The organism is Mesorhizobium sp. LNJC394B00 (assembly GCF_000502555.1).
Classification (GTDB): domain Bacteria; phylum Pseudomonadota; class Alphaproteobacteria; order Rhizobiales; family Rhizobiaceae; genus Mesorhizobium.
In genome coordinates this window covers 374,184-400,536 of record NZ_AYWH01000002.1, presented here as the reverse complement: position 1 = coordinate 400,536, position 26,353 = coordinate 374,184, and the positions used below count along the sequence as shown (strand labels likewise).

Sequence of the window (26,353 nt, the reverse complement as noted above, 5' to 3'; positions counted from 1 at the left end):
CTCGATCGCCGCTACCATTTCACAGCGAACCCGAGCTTGGCGCCCAGGGCGTGACTATCGCCAAAATCCTTGAGGCTTGTCCGCGCTGTCCCTTCTCCGAAGACGGCGTAGCGGCCGTCCGCCCAGCTCAGCGAACCACCAAGGCCGACACCGCCCCACAGCGCCTGATTTTCGCTGACCAGTTTCGTGCCAGACACATCGACATCATTTCCGTCGAGGAAGTCGTAGTAAAGGTTGCCGAGCCCGTAGATGTGGGTGCGGCTGACTTGCCCCGCATCGTCCACCCACTGGTCTTCATAGTCCGCGGAGAGGCCGAGGCGGCCAACGAGGCTGTTGCTGCTGCCGGGCGACACGACGGCGCCAAACGGGTCGGTGAACGCGTCGAAGTCGACCGAGGAATAGGCAAGCTGGGCCTGCGGCGTCAGCGACCAGTTGCCGTTGAGGGCGATCTTCTGTCCGGTCTCGATGCTCAGCCCGTGGCCGAAACCGTTGTTGCCGTCCGCAAGCGTGGTGCCCAGCGTGGCCGACCGGATGTCACTGTCATACCATGTCGCCTCAGCCTGCGCGTCGACGTAGAAGCCACCGCTGCCGAACCAGGTGAGCGTGCTGCCGACGCCGTAGCCGGTGGCAGCGATCGACCCTGCCCCGAAGATCGAGGAGACGTCCGACGACGCGGTTCCGTAGTGGGCCGTAATCCCTCCGATCAGGGTACCGGCGTCGCTTTCGTGCAGCAGGCCATCGACGCCGGCCTGCAGCTTCCAGGTGGTCACGTCATAGTTCGTGCCGGAGGTCGACGTCTCAGGCTTGATCTCGGCATGGGCAGCTTCGATGCGCGCCCATATCGCCTTGCCGTCGACCGAGCCCTGGCCTGGCAGGTCCGCACCTTGCGGCGTAGCACCCTCGCCCCACGACCGATTGCCAATGCGTTGCTGCATGGTGCCCAGTTCATTGAACGCCTGCAGCACCCCTTCATAGGCCTCGTACAGCGGCACGCCGGGCGAATAGAGCGGCTGCGGATCGGGATCGCCGTTGACCAGGGCCGAGCGCAGATACCAATCGCCATCGGCCGGTGTGCTGACGCCGCCTTGGTAAAGCCTGTAGGCATAGGCGCCCGCGACGACCGCTGCATCGCCTTCGAAGGTATAATTGCCGTCGAGCGAGAAGCTGCCGTTCGAGACGCCGCCGACGTCGACGATCTTGATGCCTCCGACCGTTTGGGCGCCCGACCCGCCGAAATTGACGACCTGAAGGGTACCCGTCCCTGACGTGTTGCCGGCGATCACCAGCATGTCTGTCGGCGAACCGTCACCACCGAGCGCAGCGTTGAGAACGACGGCGCCGCTATTGCCGACATAGTCGCCGCTTACGGTAAGTGTGTCGCCTGGGACGCCACCCGCGATGCGCACCGTTCCGGCGTTGCTCAGCCCCGCAATCGTCTGGGACGTGCCGGCAAGATCGAGCGTGGCGCCCGAGGCGACGGAAAACTGCGAGGAGGAACTGAACGCGTTCGCAGCGCCCGCGGCAAGCGTGCCGCCGCTGACCGCAGTGGCGCCGGTAAAGCCTGAGTTGTCCAACGCAAGCAGCAGCGTGCCTTGGCCGTCCTTGATGAACGTACCGGCGCCCGAGAGCACGCCGGCATAGCTGGCGGAGGCGACTTGGTCGAATGTGAAGGAGGCGCCGGCGCCGATCGCGACATCGCCACCGAAGCGCTCGGCCGCCGAGACGAGGCCGCCTTGATTGACGGTCCAGTCCAGCAGCGACGTGCCTGACAGCGTCAGCACGCCGGCGCCATCCTTCATCATTGCGCCGGTGCCGGAGATATCGCCGGCGAAGCTGGCGTCCGCCGCCTGGTCGAACACGACAGTGCCGGAATTGCCGATGTCGCCACGAATCGAGGTTGCATCGCCGACCAGCGTGCCAGCGCTGACCAACGAGTTGCCGCCATAGCTGTTCGTTCCCGTAAGCGTCAGCGTGCCGGCGCCGGTCTTGGCAAGGCTGCCAGCGCCAGAGATCGCACCGGACAAGGTCAGGTCGGCCACAGTGTCGAAGGTGCCGCCGGCCGACGAAAGCGTGACGTCGCGCGCCGAGCTGAACGCCGCTGTGTTGCGCAGCGTCCCGCCGGAGAGCGTCAGGCCGCCAGCGGCAACGCCGAGATTGTTGTCGGCTGAAACAGATAGCACGCCGCCCAGGACGGTGGTGCCGCCCGTGTAGGTGTTGGCGCCGGACAGCACCAGCGTGCCCGCATCGGTCTTGGTCAGGCTGCTGGTCCCGGTTAGCACGGAGGCGATGGTGGCGGTGTAACCTGCTCCGGCCACCGTGCCGTCGCCGACCCGAATGATGCTCTCGCCGCCAGCGCCATCAAGCGTGATGGCGTCGCCTTCGATGCGGTAGCCATCGGCGGCGAATTGCATGCCCGTAATCGCAAGCGCGCCGGCGCTGCCGTCGGCGATGACGGTGCCGCCGAGCGTCTGGAAGATGGCGAAGCCGGGCTGCGGCTTCATCGCGCCAGTTACCAGGCCGGTGCTCGTCGTCCAGTTCAGGCTTGTCGCCGTCCACGTGCCGTTGCCGCCGTCGACCAGATCATTGTTGGCATTGCCGGCCGCGTCACCATCCCAGAAGAGCAAGTCGGTGCCGACGCTGCTGACGAGATTGACCTGGTTGGCGACGGAGGTCTGCACCGTCAGGTCGGCGGCCGTGACACCGGCCGGCAGATTGCCGAGCTCGAGACCATTGTCGGTGAGTGCGCCGCCATAATTGATTAGCCGGTAGACGCCAGGCCCGAAGCCGCCGACATCGGTGATGTTGAGGCTGCCGTCCAGCGTCAGCGCGCCGGTCACCTCGATCAGGTCGTTGACACCGCCGCCGACAATGCCCGCCTGGCCGAGCTCGTAGTCGAGCATAGAACCGGAGCTCAGGCTGAGCGATCCGACCGTAAGCGTGCCAGGGCTGGACCCCGGCGCCAGCACACCGCCATCGGCGACGATCACCGCGCCGCCGATCGAGCCGGAGCCGCCCAGCGTGCCGCCGCTGTTGACCGTCGTTTCGGTGCTGCCGAGCGAGCCCTCGACGATAAGCTTGCCGCTGTCGACGGTGGTGCGGCCGGAATAGGTACTGTCGCCCTTGAGCACCAGGGTGCCGGCGCCCTCCTTGTAGACGCCGCCCACGCCGGTCAGCTCGCCATTCGCGGTCAGCGTCGTACCCGCCGCCGCGCGGAAGTAGCCATAGGCGGAAGTGAGCTTGACATCGCGGCTCATGGCGAAGCTTGCTGTCGTGCCGAGTTCGCCGCCGTCGAGTGTCAGCAGGCCCGTAGCGGCACCCAGATTCTGGTCCGACGCGACCGAGATGCTTTTGCCGGTCCCGACCTTGGTGCCGCCGCTGTGGGTGTTGGCACCGGTCAGCGTCAGCGTGCCGAAGCCTTCGATGTCGACGCTACCCGAGCCGGAGATATTTCCGCCGAAGGTGTGGGGGCCGAGGTCGAGAAACGAGACAGCGCCGTTGTCCAGGATGTCGCCACGGATCGCCACGGTGTTGCCGGCAAGCGTTCCTGCATTGACGATGTTGCCACCCGTATAGCTGTTGGACAAATTGGTGACGTTGAGCGTGCCGGCGCCGCTCTTGACCAGTGTGCCGGTGCCGGTCACCTGGCCTGACACGTCCAACTGCGTGCCTGCCACCGTGTCGAACCCGCCGGTCGAATTGATCAGGACATTGCGATTGGTGGCGAAGCTGGTGGTCGTGCGCAACGTGCCGCCGTCGAAGGTCAAGCCGCCCGAGAGGGCGCCCAGATTGTTGTCACTCGAAATTTGCAGGGTCCCGCCGGACAAGGTCCAAGGCGTGACGGCAGTTGTCGTCCCCGTTAGGGTCCAGGTGCTGTTTCCGGTTTTCTCGTAGAACCCAAACCCGTCATATTTGGCGCCAGCGCCGATCTGCGACACACCGAAACTGGCGCTGATATCGCCACCCAGCTTGAATGTATCCGCGGCGCTGAAAGCGACCACATTGCCTGTGATGGTGGAGCCGGCCTGAATCTCCAGCGAATTGACGCCGCCGGTGAACTGGATGGCTTTGCCGGCTGCCGGCGTTCCGCCACCGGTGCCGACGGCACCGCCGCTGATCGTACCCGCATTGATGACCGCGATGTTGGCGCCCTTGATCCCTGCGGCGCCATCGCCGCCTGCCAAGGAGCCCTGACCGCCACTGCCGCCAACGATCGTCGCACCTAGCTTGTTGATGACGGTTCCACCTGAAAGCAGCAGAACAGCGGCGCCACCGTCCCCACCGCCGCCGAGAACTGTTCTTCCACCGGCACCCCCGAGCAGATTCCCGCTGTTCTGGATTGTCCCGCCGCCCATCAGGACGATGGCAGCTGCGCCGCCGCCACCACCTGCTTGGACCCCAATTGTGGAAAGACTCGTGCCGCCGGTAACGCTGCCGCCCGCCTCTACAAACACGTTTGCGGACGAGAATATGCCGACGCCGCCACCACCGCTGCCGCTGTTGCCATTGGTCCCACCTCGGCCGCCAGTGCCACCACTCACCGATCCTGTGCCAGTGACTGTAACGTCGGCCGTGGCACTGACGCCCACACCGCCACCGCCACCGCCGCCGCTCCTGACGACGCCATTCGTGCCAGGGGAGCCCAAAGCGCCGGCCCCGCCGCTGATGCTGGTTGCAATGGTCCCGTCTGTCGAGATGACCAGACCCGTAGCACCAGTGGCACCGGCAACGCCATTTGGGTTGTTGGCTGTCCCACTTACCGCTCCCGATCCTCCTGGCGCCCCGTCACCCGTCGTGAGGTCAATGCCGCCACCACCGCCACCAGCGGTCGCGCCATTGGCGGCATTCTGACCCGTGGCACTCGCGAGCGCGCCGTCAACGCCACCTTGTCCAGCGCCTGCGCTGCTACCATTGCCGCCATCTGCCCGAGCCGGCGCGGCGCTCAGCGCAAGGGCAACAGTTAGGATCGTCAAGGCGGAAGTGCTGGAGCGAAGCGACACGACTTGCGGCAAGCGCGCGAGATGCAAAACCCAAAACCCATCACGCGCAATCCGCTCCGCCATGCCTAAGCTCCCTGATTCCTGAGTGCGCGAAGGCAGCATGAAAGCTATTCGCCCGCAAGAAGTTTATAGTCATGAGAGCTACCAAGAAGCTAACGGTGATCAGTAAAATGAAGTCTGCGACTTTTGAGCGACAGAAAATAGTCAATATTAGATATAGCTTATTAAACAGAGACCTTACGGAATCGCGAGAACAATCTCGCTGCATCAATTTATGCGGAAACGTTCGGACCTCCTGGGCTCCAGCCGATCCCATCGGGCGGAGGTGAGTTTCGCCTCTACGGGGGCGATGAGGCGCTAGGCTGCCCCTTGAGCGACCCCTCACTATCCTGCAAGAAGTGATTCTGTAATCGACTCCCACTCTGCGTCTAGCTTGCCAGTTGCCACAGGCTGCCCGGCGCGGCGGTACCAGTAGGCTGCATTAGAAAGGTCGCCTTCTTTGCGGTGCAGATAGGCATGAACCCATACAGAGGCCGGATCAGATTCGTTGGCCTGCACACACTCATGCGCCCGCTCCCAATCGCCCTGTCTATCCCACCATAGAGCGTGGAGCGCCATCCCAAGATTCGCCGGGGGCTCTACTCCCTGAAGGGTCGCACGGAACTCGTCGATGTCCATAGTTACCTCGCCTCTGGCTACGCCGGTCCTGTCCCGTTCCGTGCAACGAAATGCGCCCTCTGCCGGTGATTTGCTCTGCCGACTTTAGCAATGGCTCTGGCGATCTTTAGCGGAAACGGGGTTTTCGCTCGGCAAAGGCCGCATCAAGGGCTTCCAATTGACGAATGCTCGTTGCAGGGCTGCTTCCTGCTTCTAAGCTTCATGGACGGCAGAAGCTGCTACGGAAGCCAAAGGCGCTTCCAAGCCCCATGTTATGCCATGCGGACCGTGTTCGAGATTTCCCTGCCCACTGACCGCTGCGGGCGCAACCCGCTTCAGCACAACGGTTCCAAAGCCACCTTGTCCGACAGTCTGAACCTGCGGACCATCGCTTTCGACCCAGGTGAGGTGAAAGAGCCTCGAACCACCGGAACCGGTGATGCCCCATGTGACCGAAATCCGGCCCTTGTCCCCTGAGAGCACGCCATATTTGGCCGAGTTGGTCGCCAGTTCGTGGAAGGCAATCCCGAGATACTGAACTGCGTTGGGACTGAGCACCAATGATGGGCCCGACATTTCGATCAAATCCCCCCGCGGGAAAGGCTCGACCTGGGCCGCCAAAAGGTCGCTGATCGTGGCACCCTTCCAATCCGCCGATACAAGCAGGTCGTGAGATCGTGACAACGCCATGATGCGCTCGCGCACCTGGGTTTCAAATTGTTTTGGCGTCTCCGATCGCTTGTTGGTCTCCCGGATCATCGACAGGATGACCGAATACTGGTTTTTCACCCGGTGGTTGACCTCGCGCATCAGCATGCGGATGCGGTATTCATTCTCCTTCGTCGACGTGATGTCTCGCGCTATCTTCGATGCGCCGGTGATCTGCCCGGTTGCGTTACGCACGGGCGATATCGTCAGTGAAACCGGAACCAGGCTGCCATCCTTGCGCTGGCGGGTCGTTTCGAATGGTTCGACGCGCTCGCCGCGGCGAATGCGTTGGAGAATGCGGGGTTCCTCGTCCTGATGGTCTTCGGGGATCAGCATGGTCACCGACCGGCCAATCGCTTCGTCGGCGGTGTAGCCGAAAAGCCGTTCGGCGCCCTGGTTCCAGCTTTTTATGATGGTGTTGAGATCCTTGCTGACGATCGCGTCAAATGAGGATTCCACGATCGCTGAGAGGTGCTGCCTGGTTTCTTCGGCACGTTGGCGGTCCGTCAGGTCCAGCAGCATGTTGACGGCGCCGATCAGAGCGCCGTGCTCGTCCCGCAGCGGTGTCGGGTAGGGCAGGAACGGAAAAAACGATCCGTCGGGACGTTGCGCAACAGCTTGCTGATTGCGGACCGGCCTGTTCTCCTTGAGCGCAATGGCCATCGGGCATTCATCGTGCGGCAATTCCTTGCCGTCGGCAGTGAACAGCTTGAACGTCACGCACCATTTATCCTTGCCGATTTCAGGCTCCCTGCCTGCCAGATCGGCCGCGGCGCGGTTGTAGTAGGTGATCGTCCCATCCTGATCGGTCGTGTAGATGGCGACGGGTAGGCCGTCGAGTATCTGGTGATAGGTACTGTCATGCTGCCTGAGCTCCGAGCGGGTGTGCACCAAGTCGGTTACATCGACCGTGAAGCACCGGGTGTTGATCAGCTTGCCGTCCCGGAAATGTCCGCTTGAGGTGACTTCGACGTGCTTGATCGATCCATCGCTGGCCCTCAATCGCGCCGGATATCTTACGATCTTCTCGCCATTGGCAAGGCGACCCAAAATGTCCTCTATGACGTCCCGGTCGGGATAGAACTCGGCGATGTGGCAACCGAGGTAGTCCTCTGCGGGATAGCCGAGAAGGTCGAGCTCAGCCTGGTTGGCATGCACGATTACGCCGTCTGCGTTCACCAGATGGAGGGCAACGGCGCCGTTTTCGAAGAAATCCTTGTAATCGAAATCCAGACCGTCATTGCTGGACACCCCCGGGTTTTCGAAGGCGACAACATTCGCCTGTGTTGCTTCATGCATCCCAAACACCTTGTCCAGTCCAACCAAATATAATGCGGCTTGGATCAGTTGGTTCCCATTGCTCGCGGTCTCGACCCGCTGCGTACGGGAACCGGACCCTAAAAGGGTCGTAGCCTCGACTCGTCTTCCATCTACAAACGTGCGATCATCCGCGCATGGGCAAACCCTTGGTCCTTGTCGTCGACGACGAAGCCTTGATAGCACTGGATATGGAGTCCACTCTTTCGGAGGCGGGCTTTGCCGTGGCATTGGCGGCGACATGTTCCCAGGCGAAACGTTTTCTTGCGGACCATACCCCCGCCGCAGCGATCCTGGACGTCAGGCTGTCGGACGGCGAGGCTGTTGACGCGGCAAAAACCTTGGCAGGGCGGGCGGTTCCTTTCATCGTCTATTCCGGCCTGGGGCTCGAGGAAACCCACGAAGCGTTCTCGTCTGGCGTAAGAGTGATGAAACCCGCCGGACCTGCAGAGGTGGTCCGGGCTCTCAAAGCGATGACCGCCGGGCAGCAGAAGGCGACGGGATAGCCGTGCTCTGAGCACCTTCGGTCTAAACTAGCCAGGCGCTGCCGGAGCAGCTGCCGTGCCTCACGGAGCAGCGAATTGCGGCCGGTGCCGATCAGGCGAACAAGGTCGCGCGCTTGATCCTCGGTGATGCCGGTCTCTTTGGCAGTTGACAGCACCAGTGCTTCATTCCCTTCCACTTTCTTAGGGTTGTGCTCGTCCTTGCCCGTGCTGATCATGCCTTCTCCATCGGCTCAACGCCAGGATCTGAGACTCATTCTTCGACGCACGGTCAACCTCGCTGTGCCGCGTTTGAGCGACAGAGATAGCGGCTCAATTATTGCGTTGCCAGAAACGATCCTGGCAACAGCCAAGTGGCCGGGTCCGTTCGTACGATAAAGCGCCCCGCGCAGGGACGGCGCCAGCATGGGCCAGATCGACCAGACAGATTGAGCGGTCCTATGCCTCTCCGAAATCGGTTTCGTTTCTTGACGTGGGGTGCCGCTCGTAGTCAACGGGCGGCGGCAGGAGCATGATTTCGGTCTCCTTGCGGCCGAACTCTCGGCCGATCTGGAACGCCGCGTAGATCGCGCCGAGGCGGATAAGGAATCTAAGCATGGGGGTTCTCCTTCGATGTTAGGAACCGCAAGGCCGCGAGATTGTTCCATGGTTGCGAGTGGGGACGATCTTGCCGTCGCACCAGAGATTCCAGCGCCGGCGCGGCAATCTGAGACATGGCGGTGCTGCTAGGCTGTTGCGGCCGTTGCCTGGGCCGGGATCCGTTTTCGAGGGGCCGGACGGCGTCGATCGCGGCGTTTCGAAACGACTTTGAGGGGAACGGCCGGCGCTGGAGAAAGTGCGCCAAGCACAGCGTTGACCATGCCGTGGGCTACGAAATCGGCGCTGATGTCGGCGGCCAAAGCTTGCCTTTCTTGCCCGACATCGCCCTGCTCCGCGTCTGACCAGAACACAATCCCAATTCTCAAACCTGCCTTGGCGCGCTTCAGTCTGCGGACCAGAAAGCGGGCATGCTTGAGCGAATCCCGGTTCAGGAAACCGACCACGACAGTGTCGATCGCCTCTAGTTCGAGACGACGAATACCTGCCGGCTCCATATCGACAAAACTGGCCTTCGCCACCGTAGCACCTTGCACCTCCAGCACCTGAGCGAGCATGGCGGCAGCGGCATCGTCGAGTTCGCCGCGACCGCCGGCACAAAGCACCGACATGTCCTTGCCGTCGGGCAACTCGATCTCTTCCTCTTCGACGCCATCTGTTTCCCTGCTCGCGCTCCCTTCCGCGGTGGTTGCCGGCGTATCTTCCTCGCTTGCCTCTTCCTGTGCATCGTCGGCAAGATTTGCCACAAGAATTTGGGCGCTCGCCGCCACCTGCCTTCGCTGTTGATCGCCCATCACGCCACGCATGCGGTCCTGCTCGCCCAACAGGAGAGCAGGAATGGCGACAGTGTCGTAGAAATCGATCAGGTACTTCTCCTCGAGGATCTCCTCGGCATGGTCAGTGGCCTCGTCGGGATCGCCGGCCAGGAGCCGTTGATAGAGCCGGGCGTGAGATTCAAGGACGGGCTCGTTGCCAAACAGGACGTCGAGAAATTCGAACTGCGGAACATGTCGCCCGAGGACGACGAGGCAAACTGTCAGCGGCGTCGAAAGGACCAGGCCGAGCGGCCCCCACAACCATGTCCAGAAAATTGCCGCAACGATGATTGCCAAAGGAGAAAGTCCCGTGCGCGAGCCATAGAGCCACGGTTCGATGACGTTGCCGGTTACCAATTCCATGACGACAAACAGTGCGGCGGTCCACAGCACCAGCGACCAGCCGGGCGCAACCGCCAAGGCCAGAAACAAGGGCAGCAGCATGCCGATAACAGGGCCGATATAGGGAACGAAGCGCAGCGCCAGTGCCAGCAACCCCCACAGCAGCGCGTTGGGAATGCCGAGCACCCAAAGGCCAATTGCGATTGGTATCGCGTAGACGATATTGACCACCAATTGCATGATCAGATAGCGGCCAACCCGTTTGCCGGCATCCTGCAATGCCTGCGTTGTGCGATGGAGGTCGCCATAGCCGACGAGGCGGATAAACCGGTCGCGCAGATCCTCGCGCTCAAGCAACATGAAGATGACGACGATGATGATCAGGCCAGCTGATGCCAGCGGGCTGATCAACGGTCCGATGATGTTCTGCAATACCTCCAGAGGTCTCTCGCGGGCGACGATCTCGACGGGAACAGGCTCGCGCCGGGGCTTGTCGGCCGCAGGCGGCGCCACATCCTGCTTGTCGATCTCCTGACCGACACGCTCGATCACCCCGCTCAGCCTGGCAATTATGCCGCCACCAACGCCCGTCTCCTTGAGGGAACGTACCTTGGTCAGAATGTTTGTCTGGTAGACGGAAATGTTCTGAGCAAGCTCGCTTACCTGGGTCGCAACAATGAAGCTGAACAGGCCCAGGGCCGCGAATGCGCCAATCACGCTCAGAAGCACTGCGGGCAGCCGAGGCAAGCCGACACGCTTCAGTGCGGAGACCATCGGCACCAGCGCAAAGGTCAAAAGCAGCGCGATGGCAATGGGAAGGAACACCTCACGACCGAAATACAGCGCAGCTACTGTCGTGACGATGGTTGCCACGGTAGGCAGAGCTGTGCGCGGATGGGCATTGCCTGCCGCAAGAATCCGTCCTAGCCCCCGCTCGGACGATGAGATGTCGTTTCGACGATTGGCAGCCACGTGATTCCCCCCGTTTCCTACCGATAGTTAGACCCATTCGCCTGCCGGGCAATGTTTAGCAGGGCCGAATACATACGTTTTGCGGTTTTGCGCCCTGGGCGCTGTGCTCTGACGGTTCAGTCGATATCGTCGGAGCCGCAAATCTGTGGTAAAGCCGCCGCCCAACCAACCAAAGGACGACATCTGTGAGCGAACCGACTGTGGCCGAAGCGACCGAAAGTATCTATGCCTCGCTGCGGGCGGACAATGCCGACATCGACGCCCATATCGCGACGCTCAAGGCTGCGCTGACACGAGAGGGCGCAAAACAGGCGGTGTTCGATCCGGCAAAATTGGCCCAGAACAACCGCTCGGGCCGTAAGTTGATGCAGGCTTATTTTCGCCAGCGCGGCGTGAGCGTGAAGTTTTCGGACCAGTAGCGCGCGGCAGCTTCGGAGAAACCGCGTCTCGACGGACGGTCCGTATCTCGCCCGCTCCGCCCTGCGGTGGACTTTCGTCAATCCTAGATCGAATGCCCGCATTGCCCTGCCCAGGTCGGTGTCGCCCCCTGCCCCTGCAGCTCTTGACGGAAACCGGTGCCTCCTATTTGAGGTGGACCAGGACGTTTGCTGCATGGGGAGATGGGCAAGGGTGGGCAAACAGTGAAGCGCGTTCTTCGGATGCTTGCCGCGGCGATCATCGCGTCCGGGGCGACCGGCTGCACGAGCATTTCCTACTACGCGCAGTCGTTGCAGGGTCACGCGCAGATCATGGCCGCCCGCAAAAATATTACAAAACTCATCCGTGATCCTTCGACGCCTGAGGCATTGCGCGCCAAATTGACGTCGGCCAGCGCCATAAGACGGTTTGCGACGGATGAACTGGCATTGCCCGAGAACAGCAGCTACCGCAGCTATGTCGACATCCATCGCAACGCCGTGACCTGGGCCGTTTTTGCCGCGCCGCAATTCTCGCTGGCGCCACGAACATGGTGCTTTCCGGTTTTCGGCTGCGTTCCATACCGGGGTTATTTCTCCCGGAAATCCGCGGCTGAAAGCGCTGTCGAGCTTCAAAGACAGGGGCTGGACGTCTATGTCTCGGGCGTCACCGCCTATTCCACGCTTGGCTGGTCGAGTGACCCGCTGCTGAGCACCATGCTGCGTCAGGACGACACCTATCTCGCAAGCCTTGTTTTTCATGAACTGGCGCATCAGCGGCTTTATGTGGATGGCGATTCCGCATTCAACGAGGCGTTCGCCGTTGCCGTCGAAACCAGCGGCGTCAGGAAATGGCTCCGCGCCGCCGGCGACCGGGCCGGATTGCGCCGCTACGAAGCCGACCGCAAACGCGGCGCCGATTTTCTCGGACTGGTGGCGAGGACGCGCGACGAGTTAAGGCAGGTCTATGGTAGTCCCCGTACCCCGGAGCAGATGGCGACTGCCAAGGCAGCCGCGATCGAGAGGACGCGGGCGCGCTATCGGCGGATGCGCGACAGGCACTGGGCGGGATACCGGGGATACGACGCCTGGTTCGATGCCCCGATCAACAACGCAAAGCTCGCCGCGACTGCCGTCTACGGTGAACAGGTTCCGGCCTTTCTTCGCTTGTTCGACCTGTGTTCGGGCGACTATCCAAGGTTTTACGCTTCTGTCCGGCGGATCGCGGATTTGCCCAAATCGTCCCGCGCCGAAGCGCTCAAGGCTGCGGGCACATGCAATTGACTTGAACAAGCACAGGCTGGTCCTGACGATCACCCCGGCGACAGTTCCTTCGTTTGGTGTCTCAAAACGAGGCCGACCGCGCCCAGCAAGGCATCGTTCTCGGTGTGCCTGCCAACGATGATGCGCGTGCGCAGCGCGGGAGCGACATCCCGGGACTTGATCAGCGTGTGGCGTTCATAGGACGCGATCAGCGGCGTCAACAGAATGTCCCCTGCCAAAGCCATGTGGCCGCCGATGATGATAAGCGGCGGATTGAGCACCGAGCCGATCAGGCCGAGACCCCGGCCGGCGATCTCGGCGGTATCCTCGATCATCCGCAACGCCCTGACGTCGCCCTGCTCGGCCATGGCGATGACATCGTCCATGGTGACTTGCCGCCCAACGACACGCGAAATCTGTTCCAGCGGCCGGGTAAAACTCGCGTAGAGCTCCAGGCATCCGCGATTGCCGCAGCGGCAAAGGTCGCCGCCGGGATCGATGCTGATGTGCCCGAATTCGCCGGCGCCGCCGGCGACGCCCGTCACCAGCCGGCCATGCTGGACAATGGCCCCGCCGACACCCAGATCGATCTTGAACAGCACGAAATCGTCCTGGCCGACGGCCGCACCCCACATCAGCTCGGCAATGGCCGCGCAGTTGCTCTCGTTGTCGGCGAAGATCGGCTGTTCCAGAACGGGTCCGAACACATCTCGTATGTTGACGCCGGCCCATGTTGGAACCATGCTTGCGCGCAGCACCACTCCATCGCGGCTGACAGGGCCGGAGACGGAGACACCAACCCCCAGGAGCCCCGCCATCGGCAGACCATTTTCCCTGTAGGATTGGGCAATCGCCGATTTGACCGCCTGGGCCGCCTGTTGCGGCTGGTAGTCCAGCGCCATTGGAATATTTTGTTCGGCAATGACGGAATGCGAGACATCGGCGACGATGAGCCGTATCTGCTGAAGAGCTAGGTGAATGCCGACGCAGGTGCCCGCTGTCGGATTGAGCGTCACCGCCGCGGCTGGCCTGCCGATGCCTCTGATGCCGCGGCTGGCCGGGGCTTCGATCACCATTCCAGACCTTTTCAAGCCGTTAAGCGCGGTTGACACCGTCGAGCGCGCCAGACCGGTGGCGCGTGCGATCTGCAACGCGGAGAGTGCGCCGCGCTCGCTCAGGCAGCGCACGATCATGCTCTCCGGCGACGCGGAGGGTCTGTCGATCAGCCAGGTTCTAAGCGAAGGTTTTGTCATGGCTCAACATAAACATCGTTGACTGATAGCTCCAATATGTCATCTTGGAAAGAACTCGAGATTGACGCATCTCGCCGGCGGCGGCTTCAAACCGCGGCCATAAGCGGTCGAGACGAACCGTGCAACACGATATGGGAGTGAAACGATGAAGTCCGTCATGACCGCGCTTGCGGCCGCTGCTGCGTGCACATTTTTCGCCGGAACAGCCTTCGCCGAGCCCAAGACCAACCTTTTGCACCAATGGGCGACCGGATCGGACGCCCAGGCGATCGCCAAGCTCGGCGAGATGTTCACCGCCAAGGGCGGCAAATGGGAACAGACCTCGATTGCCGGCCACACCGCCAATACGCTGGCGAAGCTGCGCGCCGACGTGATCGCCGGCAATGCCCCGCCTGCCGTGCAGCTCAAAGGCCCTGAGATCGCCGAATGGAACGAGACCGGCATGACCGCCGATCTCGACGAGTTGGCGGCCTCGGAAGGGTGGGAGAAAGTGGTGGCGCCGGAATTGCTTCCGGTGATGAAGCCGACCGGCAAATGGGTCGCCGCGCCCATGAACATCCACCGCATCAACTGGCTCTGGGCCTCGCCCAAGGTCATGCAGACGGCCGGCGTGGCGGAAATGCCGAAGACCTGGGCCGAGTTCAATGCGGCCTGCGACAAGATCGTCGCCACAGGCAAGATCTGCATCTCGCATTCGACCGCCGACTGGACGGATTCGACGGTGTTCGAGGTCGTGCTCTACGGCCAGGACATCGATCTCTACCGCAAGGCCTTCGTCGAAGGCGATGTCGAGTCCATGCGCAGCCCGGGGATGGTCAAGGCCTTCACGCAGATGCGCCTGATGACGAGCAGGTACATGGATCCGGGCATGGTCGGCCGCGACTGGGATTCGATGTCGGCGCTCGTCGGCAAGGGCGACGCGGCGTTCCACATCATGGGCGACTGGACGATCGGCCTTTTGACCGCCGCCGGCTTCAAGGAAGGCACCGACTATGTCTGCGCCCAGGCGCCGACCGATTGGGGCAAACCCGGCTTCATCCTCAACTCGGACTCGGTCGTGTTCTTCAAGCAGAAGGACCAGGATTACATCGACGGCCAGAAGCTGCTGGCCAGCCTGATCCTGTCGCCCGACTTCCAGACGGTCTTCAACCAGGCCAAGGGCTCGATCCCTGCACGCCTGGATATCGATCTGTCGAAGGGCTTCAATCCGTGCCAGCAGCTCTCGCAGAAGGATCTGCAGGCTTCGATCAAGGACGGCACGCTGGTCCGCTCGATGGCGCACAACATGACCATCCCGCAGAAGATGCGCGGCGCGATCATGGACTCCATTACCGAGTTCGTGGCGACGCCGGACATGTCGCCCGAGGATGGCGCCAATGCGATGGCCGACGCGGCGGAAGCACAGAAATAGATGGCAATGGCCGGGCGCCATCCGCACCCGGCCATCCGCCATCCCGGTCCCGCGCTCCGCCAGTCCTGTGCTCTGCCAATCTCCGTGCTCTGAATGTCAAATCACGACCCGATCCTGTCGGTACCGGCGCCCGCCCGCCCCTGGCGCGAGCGGCTGGGCTCCGCGATGCCCTTGCTGGTGCTCGGCCCCTCGCTTGTGGCGAGCTTCGTCTACGTCTTCGTGTTCACCGGCTGGACGCTCTATATCTCCCTGTCCAACTCCTCGCTGCTGCCGACCTACGGCTTCGTCGGCCTGGAGAACTACGCGTCGCTGTGGGCGAACCGGCGCTGGAACATCGCCTACAACAACCTGTTTTTCTTCAGCGCTTTCTACATCGTCGGCTCGGTGGCGGTGGGACTGCTGCTGGCGATCCTGATCGACCAGCGCGTGCGCGGCGAAGCGGCCTGGCGCACGATCTTTCTCTATCCGCTGGCCGTCTCCTTCATCGTCACCGGCACGGTCTGGAGCTGGCTCTACAATCCGACCGACGGCATCCAGGCCATGGTGCGCGGTTTCGGCTGGGCGAGCTTCAGTTTCGCACTCGCCAGCGACCGGCACTATGCGATCTACGCGGTGATCATCACCGGTGTCTGGCAGGCCTCGGGCTTTGCCATGGCGCTGTTCCTGGCCGGCCTGCGCTCGGTGGATCAGGACCTCGTCAAGGCCGCGCAGATCGACGGCGCATCGACGTTCCGCATCTATCGCAAGGTGCTTCTGCCAACCATTGCGCCGATCTTCCTGGCGGTCGCCGTCATCCAGATCCAGTTCGCCATCAAGACCTTCGACCTCGTGGCGGCCCTGACCAAAGGCGGCCCGGGGATCTCGACCACCTTCCCCGCCATCTACGTCTATGACCTGATGTTCCAACGCGGCCAGATCGGCGAAGGTGCGGCCGCCGCCATCATGATGCTTGCCGCTGTTGCCGTGGTGCTGGTGCCCTATTCATTCTGGGTGGTCTGGCGCCGGCGCAAGGAAGCCGGCCGTGGCTGACGTCTCCCTGGACCAGTCGCTCGACCGTCGCGCTGCCGCAGTCGCGTCGCGCCGGCATTTTCTCACCCGCTTCGCCATCTATGGGCTGCTGGTCGTCTTCGCGGCGATCTACCTGGTCCCGTTGCTGGTCGTGGTGCTGAATTCATTCCGCGACCAGCAGGAGATCGCACGCAACGGGTTGATCTCGCTGCCGCGCAGCTTCCGCCTCGATGCCTGGGGCCAGGCCTGGAGCACCTATTGCATCGGCGGCACCTGCGAGGGCATGCAGCGCAACTTCTACAACTCCCTGAAGATGACGATCCCGGCCACGATCATCTCGACGGCGGTCGGCGCGATGAACGGTTACATCCTGTCGAAATGGCGCTTCAGAGGTTCGGAAGCTTTGTTCACCTGCATGCTGCTCGGCGTCTTCATTCCGGGCCAGATTTCATTGATGCCGTGGGCGTTCATCCTCGGCAATCTCGGCCTTAGCAATTCGGTCTACGGGCTCGTCCTCATCCACGTCATCCAGGGCATTTCGTTCACCACTTTGTTTTGCCGCAACTACTACGTCAGCATCCCCGACGACCTGATCAAGGCGGCGCGCATCGACGGCGCCGGCTTCTGGCGCATCTTCCGCAAGATCATTCTGCCGCTCTCCTCACCGATCCTGATCGTCACGGTGATCTGGCAGTTCACCGGCATCTGGAACGAATATCTGTTCGGCGTCGTCTTCACCTCCGGGCAGCAACAGCCGATCACGGCAGCGCTCGTCGCGCTGACGGCAAGCGGCACCAATGTGCGCGCCTACGATGTCATGAGCGCCGCCGTGCTGATCGGCGCGCTGCCGCCGCTGCTGATCTATCTCTTCGGCGGCAAGTATTTTGTGCGCGGCCTGACGCAAGGTGCCATCAAATGAGGCGCGATCAAGTGAAGGGCATTGCATGTCGACATTGATCATCCGATCGCTGCGCAAGAACTTCGGCGCGGTCGAGGTGCTGAAGGGCATCGATCTCGAAGCGCGGAACGGCGAGTTCATCGCGCTGGTCGGACCGTCCGGCTGCGGCAAGTCCACTCTGCTGGCGATGATCGCCGGGCTCGAATCCGTTACCTCCGGCGAGATCCGCATCGACGGGCGGCTGGTCAATTCGGTGGCGCCGAAGGACCGCGACATCGCCATGGTGTTCCAGTCCTATGCCCTGTACCCGACGATGACGGTGCGCGAGAACATCACCTTCGGCATGGAAAGCCGCCGCGTCCCGAAGCCGCAGCAGGACGAGGCCGTCAAGCGGGTTGCCGCCTTCCTGCAGATCGAACCGCTGCTAGGGCGCAAGCCCGGACAGCTTTCGGGCGGCCAGCGCCAGCGCGTCGCCATGGGCCGGGCGCTGGTGCGCGATCCCAAACTGTTCCTGTTCGACGAGCCGCTCTCCAATCTCGATGCCAAGCTGCGCGTCGACATGCGCACCGAAATCAAGAAGCTGCATCACCGCGTCGGCAAGACCACCGTCTACGTCACCCACGACCAGGTCGAGGCGATGACGCTGGCGTCGCGCATCGCCGTGATGCATCAGGGCGAGGTCCAGCAATTCGACGATCCCGCCACGATCTACAACCGTCCGGCCAACATGTTCGTCGCCGGCTTCATGGGGTCGCCGGCGATGAATTTTTTGGCCGCCGAACTGAGCCAGGAAGGCGGTCGCCGCACTGTTGTCCTGCAGACCGCCGACGGCAAGACGGCCAGCCTGCCGATCGTCCAGGCGCTCCCATCCGACACGCCGCAACAGCTCGTGCTCGGCATCCGTCCCGAGCACATCTACCGCTTCGATCCCGATCTTGCGCGCCGCAAGCCGGGCATCGCGCAGATCGATGCCGTGGTCGAGTTGGTCGAGCCGACAGGCGCGGAGACCATGGCCGTCCTGCGCCTGGGCGGCAAGGAGATCACCGGTCGTTTCGACCCCGACGGCACGCCGCTTATGGGTGAGACGGTGACGCTCGGCATCGACATGGCGCGTGCGTGCCTGTTCGACCCGACGACCCAACGCCTGATCTGACCCGATCTGACCAAAGCTTGATTTGAAAAGAGTTCCGCCTTGTCCTTCGCCACCTATCCGAGCCTGTCCGAGCGCGTCGTGCTGATCACCGGCGGTGCGTCGGGCATCGGCGCCGACACGGTCCGCGCCTTCGCCGCCAATGGCGCACGAGTGGCGTTTCTTGATCTGCAGCAGGAGGCCGGCGAGGCGCTCGCGCGGGAACTCGCCGCCGCGGCAGCGCACGCGCCCCTGTTCCTGCGCTGCGATGTGACCGATATCCCCGCCCTCCAGGCCGCGATCGGCACGGTGCGCGACCGCCTCGGGCCTGTCGCAGTGCTGGTCAACAACGCCGCCGACGACAATCGCCTCTCGGTCGCCGACGTGACGCAGGAATACTGGGACCACGCCCAGGATGTGAACCTCAGGCACCATTTCTTTGCCGCCCAGGCCGTGCATCCGCACATGCAGGAATTGGGCTTTGGTTCGATCGTCAATTTTTCCTCGATCGCCTGGCGTTTCGGCGCATCAGAGATGGCCCCCTATGCGGCGGCCAAGGCTGCGGTGGTCGGGCTGACCTTCGCGCTGGCGCGGGCGTTTGGCCCCGACAACATCCGCGTCAACGCCATCGAGCCGGGCGCCGTCATCACCGACCGGCAGCGGGAGCTTTGGTACAAGACCCAAGGTTCGGTCGATCAGGTCGTGCAGCGCCAGGTGATCCGCAAGATTCTGCTCGGCGAGGAGATCGCGCGCACGGTACTGTTCCTCGCCGCCGACGACAGCCGCATGATCACCAAGCAGTCGATCACCGTGGACGCCGGCCTGCGATGACCCCACCTGACTCAAAGGATCGTTTCATGCTCGAGGTCGGCCTGAACCCCTACGGCCTGACCTATCATCTCGGCCTGCAGGGTCGCGGCACGCCACGCGCCAATCCTAGGCCTGCGGGGCTCGAAGGTTTCATCGCGCTGGCGACCGAACTCGGCGCGCGCGTGCTGGAGATCTGGGTGCCATGGCTGAGCGAGCTTTCCGACGACGCGGTGATCGCGCTACGCGAACGGCTCGCCGGCCTTGGCATCACGCCGGTCGTCAGCGGCGGCCTGCTGGTGGGCGAACCGCTCGACGATGCCTTTCGGGCCGCGCGCCTGCTCAAGGCCAAAATCATCCGCACGGCGCTGACGCCCATTCTCTGCGGCGACCGCAACGCCGCCGGCGAAAAATGGAGCGAGTACGCCGGCATCATTCGGGGGCGATTGGTGGAGTGGGGTCCCCGCGCGAATGCCGACGGGTATGTCCTTGCGATCGAAAACCACCAGGACTTTACCAGCCGGGAACTCGTCGATTTCTGCGCCCTCGGTGGTGACAGTGTGGGCGTCACCTTCGACACCGGCAACACGTTCCCGGTCGGCGAAGCGCCGCTCGATTTCACGCGCGCGATCGCCCCCCATGTCCGCCATGTCCACCTCAAGGATTACCGCGTGCAGTTCACGACCGAAGGTTACCGGCTGATCCGCTGCGCCATCGGTGACGGTGCTGTGCCGTTCGCCGAGCTGTTTGCAATTCTTGCCCAGCACCATGATCGCCTGACCGCCGTCCTCGAACCGGGCGCATTGGAGGCGCGGCATGTCCGCTATCTCAGCGACGACTGGTGGCGCGGCTATCCCCCGAAGACGGCACGCGAATTTGCCGCCTGCCTGGCGGCCGCGCAGCGCAACCGGCTGCCCGACGATGCCGACTACCGCACGCCTTGGGAGCGCGAAGCCGACGTCTCACTGGTTTCCTATGAGCTCGACATGATCCGGCGCAGCGCCGCCAACATGCGCAAATTTGGTTTGATGGAGAATATCCGATGACGGCACGTGAACTCGATGGATTGACCGCCTTCGTAACCGGCTCCGGCCGCGGCCTCGGCCGCGTGATGGCCGAGCGCCTGGCCGAACTCGGCGCCAATGTCGCGATTCACGACATGGACGAGGAAGCGCCGGCCAAATATGGCGAGTTCGCCAATCTGAGCGAAGTGGTCGAGCGCCTGAAGCGGCACGGCACGAAGGTGACGTCGGTGACCGGCAACATTGGCGACCAGAAGGCGGTGGCCGCGATGAAGCGCAAGATCGAGGCCGATCTCGGCGACGTCCATGTGCTGGTCAATTGTGCCGGCGGCGACATCGGCGCCAGGGGCGGCAAGCCGAACCCGAACAACGCCCTCGACATCGAACTCGACGACATCCGCGTGCTCACCGAGAACAATCTGATCGGCACGATGCTGGTCTGCCAGGCCTTCGTGCCGCCGATGAAGCAGCGCGGCGGCGGCTCCGTCATCAACATCGCCTCCGCGGCGGCACATCTCGGCTGCTCGCCCGAGGTCGTTTACTCCACCTTGAAGGCCGCGGTCGTGCATTACACGCGCTGTCTCGCCAAGGAACTGATCGACGACGGCGTGCGCATCAACGCGGTCAGCCCCGGCGCCACCAAGACGGCACGCTTCCAGGCGACCCGCGTGGTCGATCCGGAGCGCATGGATTCCAGCAAGAAGTCGCTGAACCGCTATGCCGAGCCGGAGGAGATCGCCGAGGCGGTGGCGTTTCTGGCTGGCCCGCGGGCGCGGTTTATCAACGGGCAGGTGCTGCGGGTGGATGGCGGGTTTACGATTTTTCCGGGGTGATGGGGCGGGCCTCGAATTTCAATTTCGGGGCCGAAAGCGGAAGTGCCGTTTTCGGGATTCCTGGGTTAAATTGCCCCCTCACGCCTCGAGCTTTTCGCAGCGTCAAAACGGCTGTGGAGGGATTGGCAGGCTATACCGCTGACGAAGCGCACATGTGACGCACCGAGGATAAGTAACCCCGCTTGGTCACGAGGGCGCTGCCGACCGGTTGGTCGAAACTGGCGCTGGTACTCGCTATTCACGAAATTGCCGATCACCCTGACGAGGTCCACTAAGCAATGGTGAACGTCATTTCTGAAGTCGCAAGCAACTCGGCCACCCTACTCCATTGAGGTCAGCCATGCCTTCGCGGAGCCGACGCAATCTCTGCTGGAGCCTGCATGCTTCTTCAGGCGCAAGCGCTGTGTCTCAGTGCGGCATGAATCCTTTTCTCAGCCAAGCCAATATCTTGCTCCCATTGAGGACCCTGCGGACACGTCCGGCGGCCCAGCCAGCCTGCATGGTGGCGCCGGTGTGGCAACTGCAGACGATCTCATGCAACTGCCAATCGGAGAGTTCGAAGAAGCGTCTGGCTTCCCCGTAGGTATCCGATTGCATGCCCGATGCACGCAGCAGTGGATCGTCAAAGGCGACACTGATCGCCGATCCGACCGCGCGCGCTTCTCCGCGGACAGAGGGATGCAGATGCTCAGTCCCGGTGAGAGCCACAAGGGAGCGCGTCGGATTTCGATAGAGCAGTTCCGCCCACCGCTCTATCCGTTGCGTCCTTGTAGCCAGCAGAGCCGGCGATAGTGGACTGATGTCCGCGACTGACTGGAGTTGATCGAGTGTCTGGTGCTTCATGACTGCCTCCTGTTGGTCGTTCCAATCCCAAGGCCTTTGCTGCAGGATTGGCTCACACGCTAAGCCGCCTCGTAAAGGAGCGGCGGCCGATCAGGTGTTGCCACCAATCGCCCACAGGCACCACGCGGCGGCATCTGCAGCGACCCCAACTGCATTCCTTCGCCAATGTTCCAGCGGGATGAAAAAAACTGTGCGGCCGGCCGACCCGACGGACCCGGCTGGCGCACGCAGGATCCTGAACTGCTGGACGATGATGACGCAGGCCTGGAAAGGCGGCTAGGTTGGACCTTGCTTTTCAGGCTTGACCATGATGTTTCACTACCCGCTCGGTCATCGCGGGAAGGCCAGGAGCAGAGCCGCTGGCGGCAACGATGAGTTGCGGACGAGGTCGGGCGGTGGAGGACGACGCCCTTGGGCCGCCAGGTCACTGAAGGACCAACCGAAGCGGCGCTTCGGGCGAGGAACGGCGGCAAGGCCTCTTTGACCGGCATGGGGCGCATTGCTGACCGGCAGATTTTCGGCCGACAGCAGACCCTCTGCTGCTTGGGTACCCAGCACGCAAGCTGACATGTGAGACCTCGGTGCGAAGGCAGGGACCAGACCCACTGCGAACGTACGTGTTGGTTCGCATGTTGGCGCTGAAGCGCCTTATCGTTCAGCCTCGCGGCACATAGATCATATGAACCGTATCGTCATCGATCAATGTGCTCGACACCAGTTGCAGCGGAGGCCTTGCCTCGTGGAAGAAAGGCTTGCCCTTGCCGAGCACGAACGGCCTCACGTGCAGGTGATATTCCTCGATCAGGCCCAGCCCGGTCATAAGACCGGCCAGTTCCGGACCGGAAACGCTCAGGATACCCTCCGTGCGGGCCGCGATCTCGCGAATCTGCGCTTCAATATCGCCGGAGATGAGGGTGGCGTTCGGGCCGACCCGTGAAAGTGTGCGCGAAACGACCCATTTGGGCAGCTTGCGCCAGAGTGTCGCGAACTGGCGAAGCGAAGCATCCCATTCCGCGTGATCATCGTCCCAATAGCGCATGACCTCGTACATCCGGCGGCCATACACAGCGCCGGCATGGTTGCGAATCGTCTCGATCCAGTACTCGAAGTGCTTCTGGCTTGGTGCGCCCATGACCAGATTTCCGGCAAGGTCATCGACATAGCCATCGATGGAAACGTTCATTCCCAAGATAAGTTTGCCCAAAAGCAGCGCCTTCACATGGTCGGTTCACGGATTAACCGCTTGTAATTTGCAAGCAGTCAGACACTATAGCAACTGATTGCAAATCGCAAGCAGCATGGAAGGAAGCGTTCGTGCCGCAAACGAGCTCTGCCTTGTCCCATCAACCCTGCATCCGTCCCGGCTATCGCCCTCTACGCCTGCCTTCCCGAATCAAGCTGCACCCCAAGTCGCTCGTTCCGTCTCCACCGCACCACGGCGCGATAGCTGGTATGATCGACAGGCACGTGAAGGACGAAACGGTCGGGGATTGCGATATCGGCCTTCACCCGCAGCTCCGCACCGTGAGCGTGCTGGTTGCAAACCAGACAATTGATACTGGCGTCGCCAACGCGGATTGTCGCTTCCTTCAGAACAAGATCACGGATATGTGACCGTCGCTCTATCGGTGGGTCAGCCGGCATTGCCTTATCCCTCTGATTTGACGACCTGAAACTCTTCTGAACCCGGAATGGAAAGCGCACTACCGGCCCAGCGGTTGCCTCGAAAGACTGACGAGCTCGGCTTCGTCGACCACGCCGGCCATATAGTTCGCGATAATCCGGGATGCGATGGCGTCGCGTGCTTCCGGCGATTGACCGTCGCGCTTAAGCTGCTCGAATACACGGCCCAACAGCTCGAGTTCGGATGGCTGCAAAACGCCGGCCTCGGTGGCTTTGCGTCGAATGGGCATTTGTGATCCTCCACTGCGGTCAACAACATACGACCGCGGCAGGGAAACTCAACTCACCTGTCGAGGGCGCCACGCAGGCGGCGGCGACCACAAATCCCGTTTACCCGAGCGGGGAGTTTTTCACTCAAAGCCACAGTGATCTGGCGTCCATACAAAGCCCGCCAGCAAAGCCGGCGGGCGCAATATTCGTAAGATACCTCGCTAGAACCAGCCTCGGTCGCGTTCCTGGCTTTGCCCGAGCAGCATGCCGATCAACAGCCCGGCAATGCCGCCAAGCACGAAAGCGCTGCTGATGGTGCCGGGATTTTGCTGGACGGCTTCGGACACCGTCTGCGCCTGCGATCTCAGCTGCTGCGTTGCCCGTGCCGCGCGCTCGGTCGCGCTGCCGTACCAGCCGCCGGCTTCGCCGACGGCATCTTCTGCGCGCTCGGCAAGCGTCCGGTTGATCTTGCTGATCTCGCGCCTCAGCGATGCGACCTGCTTCTCCAGGGCCTCCTGGGCCTCTCGGGCGGAAATCTTCGGGGTGTCCTTGGGGGTGTCCTTCGCGGTGTCCTTCGGGGTGTCGTTCTCGGCCATGGCTGTTCCTTTCGTTGAGGCAGGGGGAACGGCCAACGGACAAGGATGGTTCCGCTGCCTGCGCTCACAGTCATTCACCCGGCCGGCCGCCAACTTTGGGAACACTCTCCCGATCCAACGGTTGTGGCTGATGGAGGGCACGCATTTGTCGAATCGATCGAGCCATGCTGAAACGCTGCGGACGGTCTCCGATCTGCTACACCGCGCCCGCCGTGTCATTCGCGACGGCGGCCATGCGGCGGCGATGTTCGAAATAGACACGCTGCTGCAGGTCGCCCAGACAGAGGTTGCGCGCCGCCTCGAACGCAACGATCGCTGAACCTCGATAGTTCACCGCGGGCGGTGTTCACTTGCCGGCGGCGAAGGGCCTCGTTTCCCTTTTTGATCGACTTGCAAGGCGCCCATCGAGCGGGTCGCCGTCCTCAGCGTCGACATTGCAAAGGCGCAGAAGCCGAGGATGAGGGACCATCATCGCGGCATCGACCCTCCCTGTTATAACGCTTGGGCGGCGGAACAAAGCTTGGCCGCACTGGTTAGGCTCACAGCACGATGTGTGCCCCAACGAGGATTTCTGTCCATGAAAACACGTGTTCTTCTAGCTTCGCTGGCCACCGCCACAGCCATGGTCTTCGCCCTGCCCGCCTTCGCCGCCGACAGTGCTCAGGACTTTGTCGACAAGGCTGCCATCGGCGGCCTGTTCGAAGTGGACTCCAGCAAGATCGCAGAAGGCAAGGCCCAGGATCAAGGCGTCAAGGATTTCGCCAAGAAGATGATCGACGATCACGGCGCCGCCAACGCCAAGCTTGCGACCATCGCCGGCGAACAGAAGCTGAAAGTGCCGACGGAGCTGGACGCCAAGCACAAGGCCGATCTGGAGGCTCTGCAGAATGCCAACGATGCCGTCGACAAGCCCTATGTCCAGATGCAGCGCGATGCGCATTCGGAGGCGGTCACGCTGTTCGAGAGCTACGCCAAGGACGGCGACAACGCGCAGCTGAAGACCTTCGCCTCCGAGACCTTGCCGACGCTCAAAATGCATCAGGAAATGGTCGAGAAGATCGCTTCCGCCGACAATGCATCGTCGACCACCAGCTCCACCACCCCGGCCGTGAGCACGACCGACACCACCAATCCGGCCGCCCCGGTCCCGGGTGCCAACAGCTTCACCGAGGATCAGGCGAAGAGCCGCATTCAGGATGCCGGCTTCTCCGGCGTGTCCAAGCTGACCAAAGACGACCAGGGCATCTGGCGCGGTCAGGCCACCAAGGATGGCAAGACCACGACCGTGGCGCTCGATTATCAGGGCAACGTCGTTGCCGGCGCCAACTGAACCTCTGAACCAGATCGAGGAGATCAAGACCATGAAAACCGTAACCGGACTTTTCGACAACTACGATGATGCCTCCGATGCCGTCGGCGAACTGGAGGCAATCGGCGTGCCGCAGGCCGACATCAGCATCGTCGCCAACAATTCGGACGACTGGTACGACGATGGCGACACCTCCAACGCCGCCGAGGATGCAGCCGGCGGCGCCGGTCTCGGAGCCGTCATTGGCGGCGCCGGCGGGCTTCTGACAGGGCTCGGCATCATGGCCATTCCGGGCGTCGGTCCGGTCGTGGCCGCAGGATGGCTGGCCGCCACCGCGGTCGGCGCCGTTGGCGGCGCGGTCGTCGGGGGCGCTGCCGGCGGCATCGTCGGGGCGCTGACCGAGTCAGGCGTCCCCGAAAGGGATGCGCATGTCTATGCGGAGGGCGTTCGCCGCGGTGGCACGATGGTGACCGCCAGGGTCAGTGACGAACTCGCCGACGAGGCCGAGCGTATTCTTGGCGAGTCCAACTCGGTCGATCTGCAAGACCGCCGACGCGCCTATGAAGCCGGTGGCTGGACCGGCTTCGATGCCAATGCCGACCCCTACACCGACATCGAGGCCGAGCGCGACAGAACGCGCAACGCCAGCCCACTCTGATCATCGAGCCCCGTCGCCGTACGGCGGCGGGGCCAAGGGTGCTGTCGGCGCACTGCAAGCGACGTTCAGATTCGGCCATAAGGGGCGGGTTCTCATCGGACCTGCC

25 protein-coding genes are annotated in these 26,353 nt (G+C 62.7%); 13 read left to right on the top strand and 12 right to left on the bottom strand.

Going from position 1 to position 26,353, the window contains the following annotated elements:
* Nucleotides 1-11: 11 nt before the first annotated feature.
* From X751_RS1000000164715 to X751_RS157255, 4 genes are all read right to left on the bottom strand, one after another.
* Nucleotides 12-4,538 carry an autotransporter outer membrane beta-barrel domain-containing protein gene (locus tag X751_RS1000000164715; RefSeq protein WP_156936363.1) on the bottom strand — a complete coding sequence of 1,509 codons (4,527 nt, stop codon included), beginning with the start codon at nucleotides 4,536-4,538 and terminating at the stop codon, nucleotides 12-14.
* A 215-nt stretch (nucleotides 4,539-4,753) separates the two neighbouring features.
* Nucleotides 4,754-4,909, bottom strand: a complete 156-nt coding sequence (locus tag X751_RS1000000166820; protein WP_156033724.1) for a hypothetical protein — start codon at nucleotides 4,907-4,909, stop codon at nucleotides 4,754-4,756.
* Between the two features lie 472 nt (nucleotides 4,910-5,381).
* The gene (locus tag X751_RS1000000165370; RefSeq protein ID WP_023704064.1) at nucleotides 5,382-5,675 is read right to left on the bottom strand and encodes a hypothetical protein; all 294 of its coding nucleotides are present in this window, start codon (nucleotides 5,673-5,675) and stop codon (nucleotides 5,382-5,384) included.
* 192 nt (nucleotides 5,676-5,867) lie between these two features.
* Nucleotides 5,868-7,661, bottom strand: coding sequence for a PAS domain S-box protein (locus X751_RS157255; protein WP_023744146.1), 1,794 nt, complete (start codon nucleotides 7,659-7,661; stop codon nucleotides 5,868-5,870).
* Nucleotides 7,662-7,816: 155 nt separating this feature from the next.
* Between X751_RS157255 and X751_RS157260 the strand changes: the two genes are divergently transcribed.
* Nucleotides 7,817-8,185, top strand: coding sequence for a response regulator (locus X751_RS157260; protein ID WP_023744145.1), 369 nt, complete (start codon nucleotides 7,817-7,819; stop codon nucleotides 8,183-8,185).
* A 435-nt stretch (nucleotides 8,186-8,620) separates the two neighbouring features.
* Here the strand turns inward: X751_RS157260 and X751_RS1000000166815 are convergent, their stop codons facing one another.
* Entirely contained in the window at nucleotides 8,621-8,779 is a 159-nt protein-coding gene (locus X751_RS1000000166815) for a hypothetical protein (RefSeq protein WP_023744144.1), read from the bottom strand.
* Between the two features lie 128 nt (nucleotides 8,780-8,907).
* Nucleotides 8,908-10,908: an AI-2E family transporter gene (locus X751_RS157265; protein WP_023744143.1), complete on the bottom strand. Its 2,001-nt coding sequence runs from the start codon at nucleotides 10,906-10,908 to the stop codon at nucleotides 8,908-8,910.
* A gap of 185 nt (nucleotides 10,909-11,093) precedes the next feature.
* Here X751_RS157265 and X751_RS157270 point away from each other — a divergent pair, with 185 nt between their 5' ends.
* Nucleotides 11,094-11,327: a hypothetical protein gene (locus X751_RS157270; RefSeq protein ID WP_023686482.1), complete on the top strand. Its 234-nt coding sequence runs from the start codon at nucleotides 11,094-11,096 to the stop codon at nucleotides 11,325-11,327.
* 201 nt (nucleotides 11,328-11,528) lie between these two features.
* On the top strand, nucleotides 11,529-12,608 hold the full coding sequence (locus X751_RS157275; protein ID WP_031246972.1) for an aminopeptidase: 1,080 nt from the start codon (nucleotides 11,529-11,531) through the stop codon (nucleotides 12,606-12,608).
* Nucleotides 12,609-12,637: 29 nt separating this feature from the next.
* On the opposite strand, the gene X751_RS157280 is transcribed toward X751_RS157275, so the two are convergent.
* Nucleotides 12,638-13,840: an ROK family transcriptional regulator gene (locus X751_RS157280; RefSeq protein ID WP_023744141.1), complete on the bottom strand. Its 1,203-nt coding sequence runs from the start codon at nucleotides 13,838-13,840 to the stop codon at nucleotides 12,638-12,640.
* Nucleotides 13,841-13,985: 145 nt separating this feature from the next.
* On the opposite strand from X751_RS157280, the gene X751_RS157285 reads away from it, so the two are divergent.
* The 7 genes from X751_RS157285 to X751_RS157315 all read left to right on the top strand — a co-directional run bounded on the left by X751_RS157285 (nucleotide 13,986) and on the right by X751_RS157315 (nucleotide 20,948).
* Nucleotides 13,986-15,251, top strand: coding sequence for an ABC transporter substrate-binding protein (locus tag X751_RS157285; RefSeq protein ID WP_023744140.1), 1,266 nt, complete (start codon nucleotides 13,986-13,988; stop codon nucleotides 15,249-15,251).
* 93 nt (nucleotides 15,252-15,344) lie between these two features.
* On the top strand, nucleotides 15,345-16,280 hold the full coding sequence (locus X751_RS157290) for a sugar ABC transporter permease (RefSeq protein WP_023744139.1): 936 nt from the start codon (nucleotides 15,345-15,347) through the stop codon (nucleotides 16,278-16,280).
* Nucleotides 16,273-17,178, top strand: coding sequence for a carbohydrate ABC transporter permease (locus tag X751_RS157295; RefSeq protein WP_023671100.1), 906 nt, complete (start codon nucleotides 16,273-16,275; stop codon nucleotides 17,176-17,178). The genes X751_RS157290 and X751_RS157295 overlap by 8 nt, the downstream gene beginning before the upstream one ends.
* A gap of 25 nt (nucleotides 17,179-17,203) precedes the next feature.
* The gene (ugpC, locus tag X751_RS157300) at nucleotides 17,204-18,310 is read left to right on the top strand and encodes a sn-glycerol-3-phosphate ABC transporter ATP-binding protein UgpC (RefSeq protein WP_023744138.1); all 1,107 of its coding nucleotides are present in this window, start codon (nucleotides 17,204-17,206) and stop codon (nucleotides 18,308-18,310) included.
* A 39-nt stretch (nucleotides 18,311-18,349) separates the two neighbouring features.
* On the top strand, nucleotides 18,350-19,117 hold the full coding sequence (locus X751_RS157305; protein ID WP_023744137.1) for an SDR family oxidoreductase: 768 nt from the start codon (nucleotides 18,350-18,352) through the stop codon (nucleotides 19,115-19,117).
* A 26-nt stretch (nucleotides 19,118-19,143) separates the two neighbouring features.
* Nucleotides 19,144-20,139 carry a sugar phosphate isomerase/epimerase gene (locus X751_RS157310; protein WP_023744136.1) on the top strand — a complete coding sequence of 332 codons (996 nt, stop codon included), beginning with the start codon at nucleotides 19,144-19,146 and terminating at the stop codon, nucleotides 20,137-20,139.
* Nucleotides 20,136-20,948: an SDR family oxidoreductase gene (locus X751_RS157315; protein WP_023744135.1), complete on the top strand. Its 813-nt coding sequence runs from the start codon at nucleotides 20,136-20,138 to the stop codon at nucleotides 20,946-20,948. The genes X751_RS157310 and X751_RS157315 overlap by 4 nt, the downstream gene beginning before the upstream one ends.
* Before the next feature lie 408 nt (nucleotides 20,949-21,356).
* On the opposite strand, the gene X751_RS157320 is transcribed toward X751_RS157315, so the two are convergent.
* The 5 genes from X751_RS157320 to X751_RS157335 all read right to left on the bottom strand — a co-directional run bounded on the left by X751_RS157320 (nucleotide 21,357) and on the right by X751_RS157335 (nucleotide 24,280).
* Nucleotides 21,357-21,791, bottom strand: a complete 435-nt coding sequence (locus tag X751_RS157320) for a hypothetical protein (protein ID WP_023671095.1) — start codon at nucleotides 21,789-21,791, stop codon at nucleotides 21,357-21,359.
* Nucleotides 21,792-22,446: 655 nt separating this feature from the next.
* Complete coding sequence (locus tag X751_RS157325; protein ID WP_023744134.1) at nucleotides 22,447-22,995, bottom strand: dihydrofolate reductase family protein; 549 nt, start codon at nucleotides 22,993-22,995, stop codon at nucleotides 22,447-22,449.
* A 170-nt stretch (nucleotides 22,996-23,165) separates the two neighbouring features.
* Nucleotides 23,166-23,435 (bottom strand): PilZ domain-containing protein, encoded by a 270-nt coding sequence (locus tag X751_RS1000000167825; RefSeq protein WP_023726509.1) that lies wholly within the window; start codon nucleotides 23,433-23,435, stop codon nucleotides 23,166-23,168.
* Between the two features lie 59 nt (nucleotides 23,436-23,494).
* Nucleotides 23,495-23,704, bottom strand: a complete 210-nt coding sequence (locus X751_RS157330) for a hypothetical protein (RefSeq protein WP_023671091.1) — start codon at nucleotides 23,702-23,704, stop codon at nucleotides 23,495-23,497.
* Between the two features lie 201 nt (nucleotides 23,705-23,905).
* Complete coding sequence (locus tag X751_RS157335; RefSeq protein WP_023733542.1) at nucleotides 23,906-24,280, bottom strand: hypothetical protein; 375 nt, start codon at nucleotides 24,278-24,280, stop codon at nucleotides 23,906-23,908.
* A 145-nt stretch (nucleotides 24,281-24,425) separates the two neighbouring features.
* Here X751_RS157335 and X751_RS157340 point away from each other — a divergent pair, with 145 nt between their 5' ends.
* From X751_RS157340 to X751_RS157350, 3 genes are all read left to right on the top strand, one after another.
* On the top strand, nucleotides 24,426-24,599 hold the full coding sequence (locus tag X751_RS157340; RefSeq protein ID WP_155923304.1) for a hypothetical protein: 174 nt from the start codon (nucleotides 24,426-24,428) through the stop codon (nucleotides 24,597-24,599).
* A gap of 258 nt (nucleotides 24,600-24,857) precedes the next feature.
* Nucleotides 24,858-25,610 carry a DUF4142 domain-containing protein gene (locus X751_RS157345; RefSeq protein ID WP_023671088.1) on the top strand — a complete coding sequence of 251 codons (753 nt, stop codon included), beginning with the start codon at nucleotides 24,858-24,860 and terminating at the stop codon, nucleotides 25,608-25,610.
* 31 nt (nucleotides 25,611-25,641) lie between these two features.
* Nucleotides 25,642-26,247: a hypothetical protein gene (locus tag X751_RS157350; protein ID WP_023704148.1), complete on the top strand. Its 606-nt coding sequence runs from the start codon at nucleotides 25,642-25,644 to the stop codon at nucleotides 26,245-26,247.
* Nucleotides 26,248-26,353 lie beyond the last annotated feature (106 nt).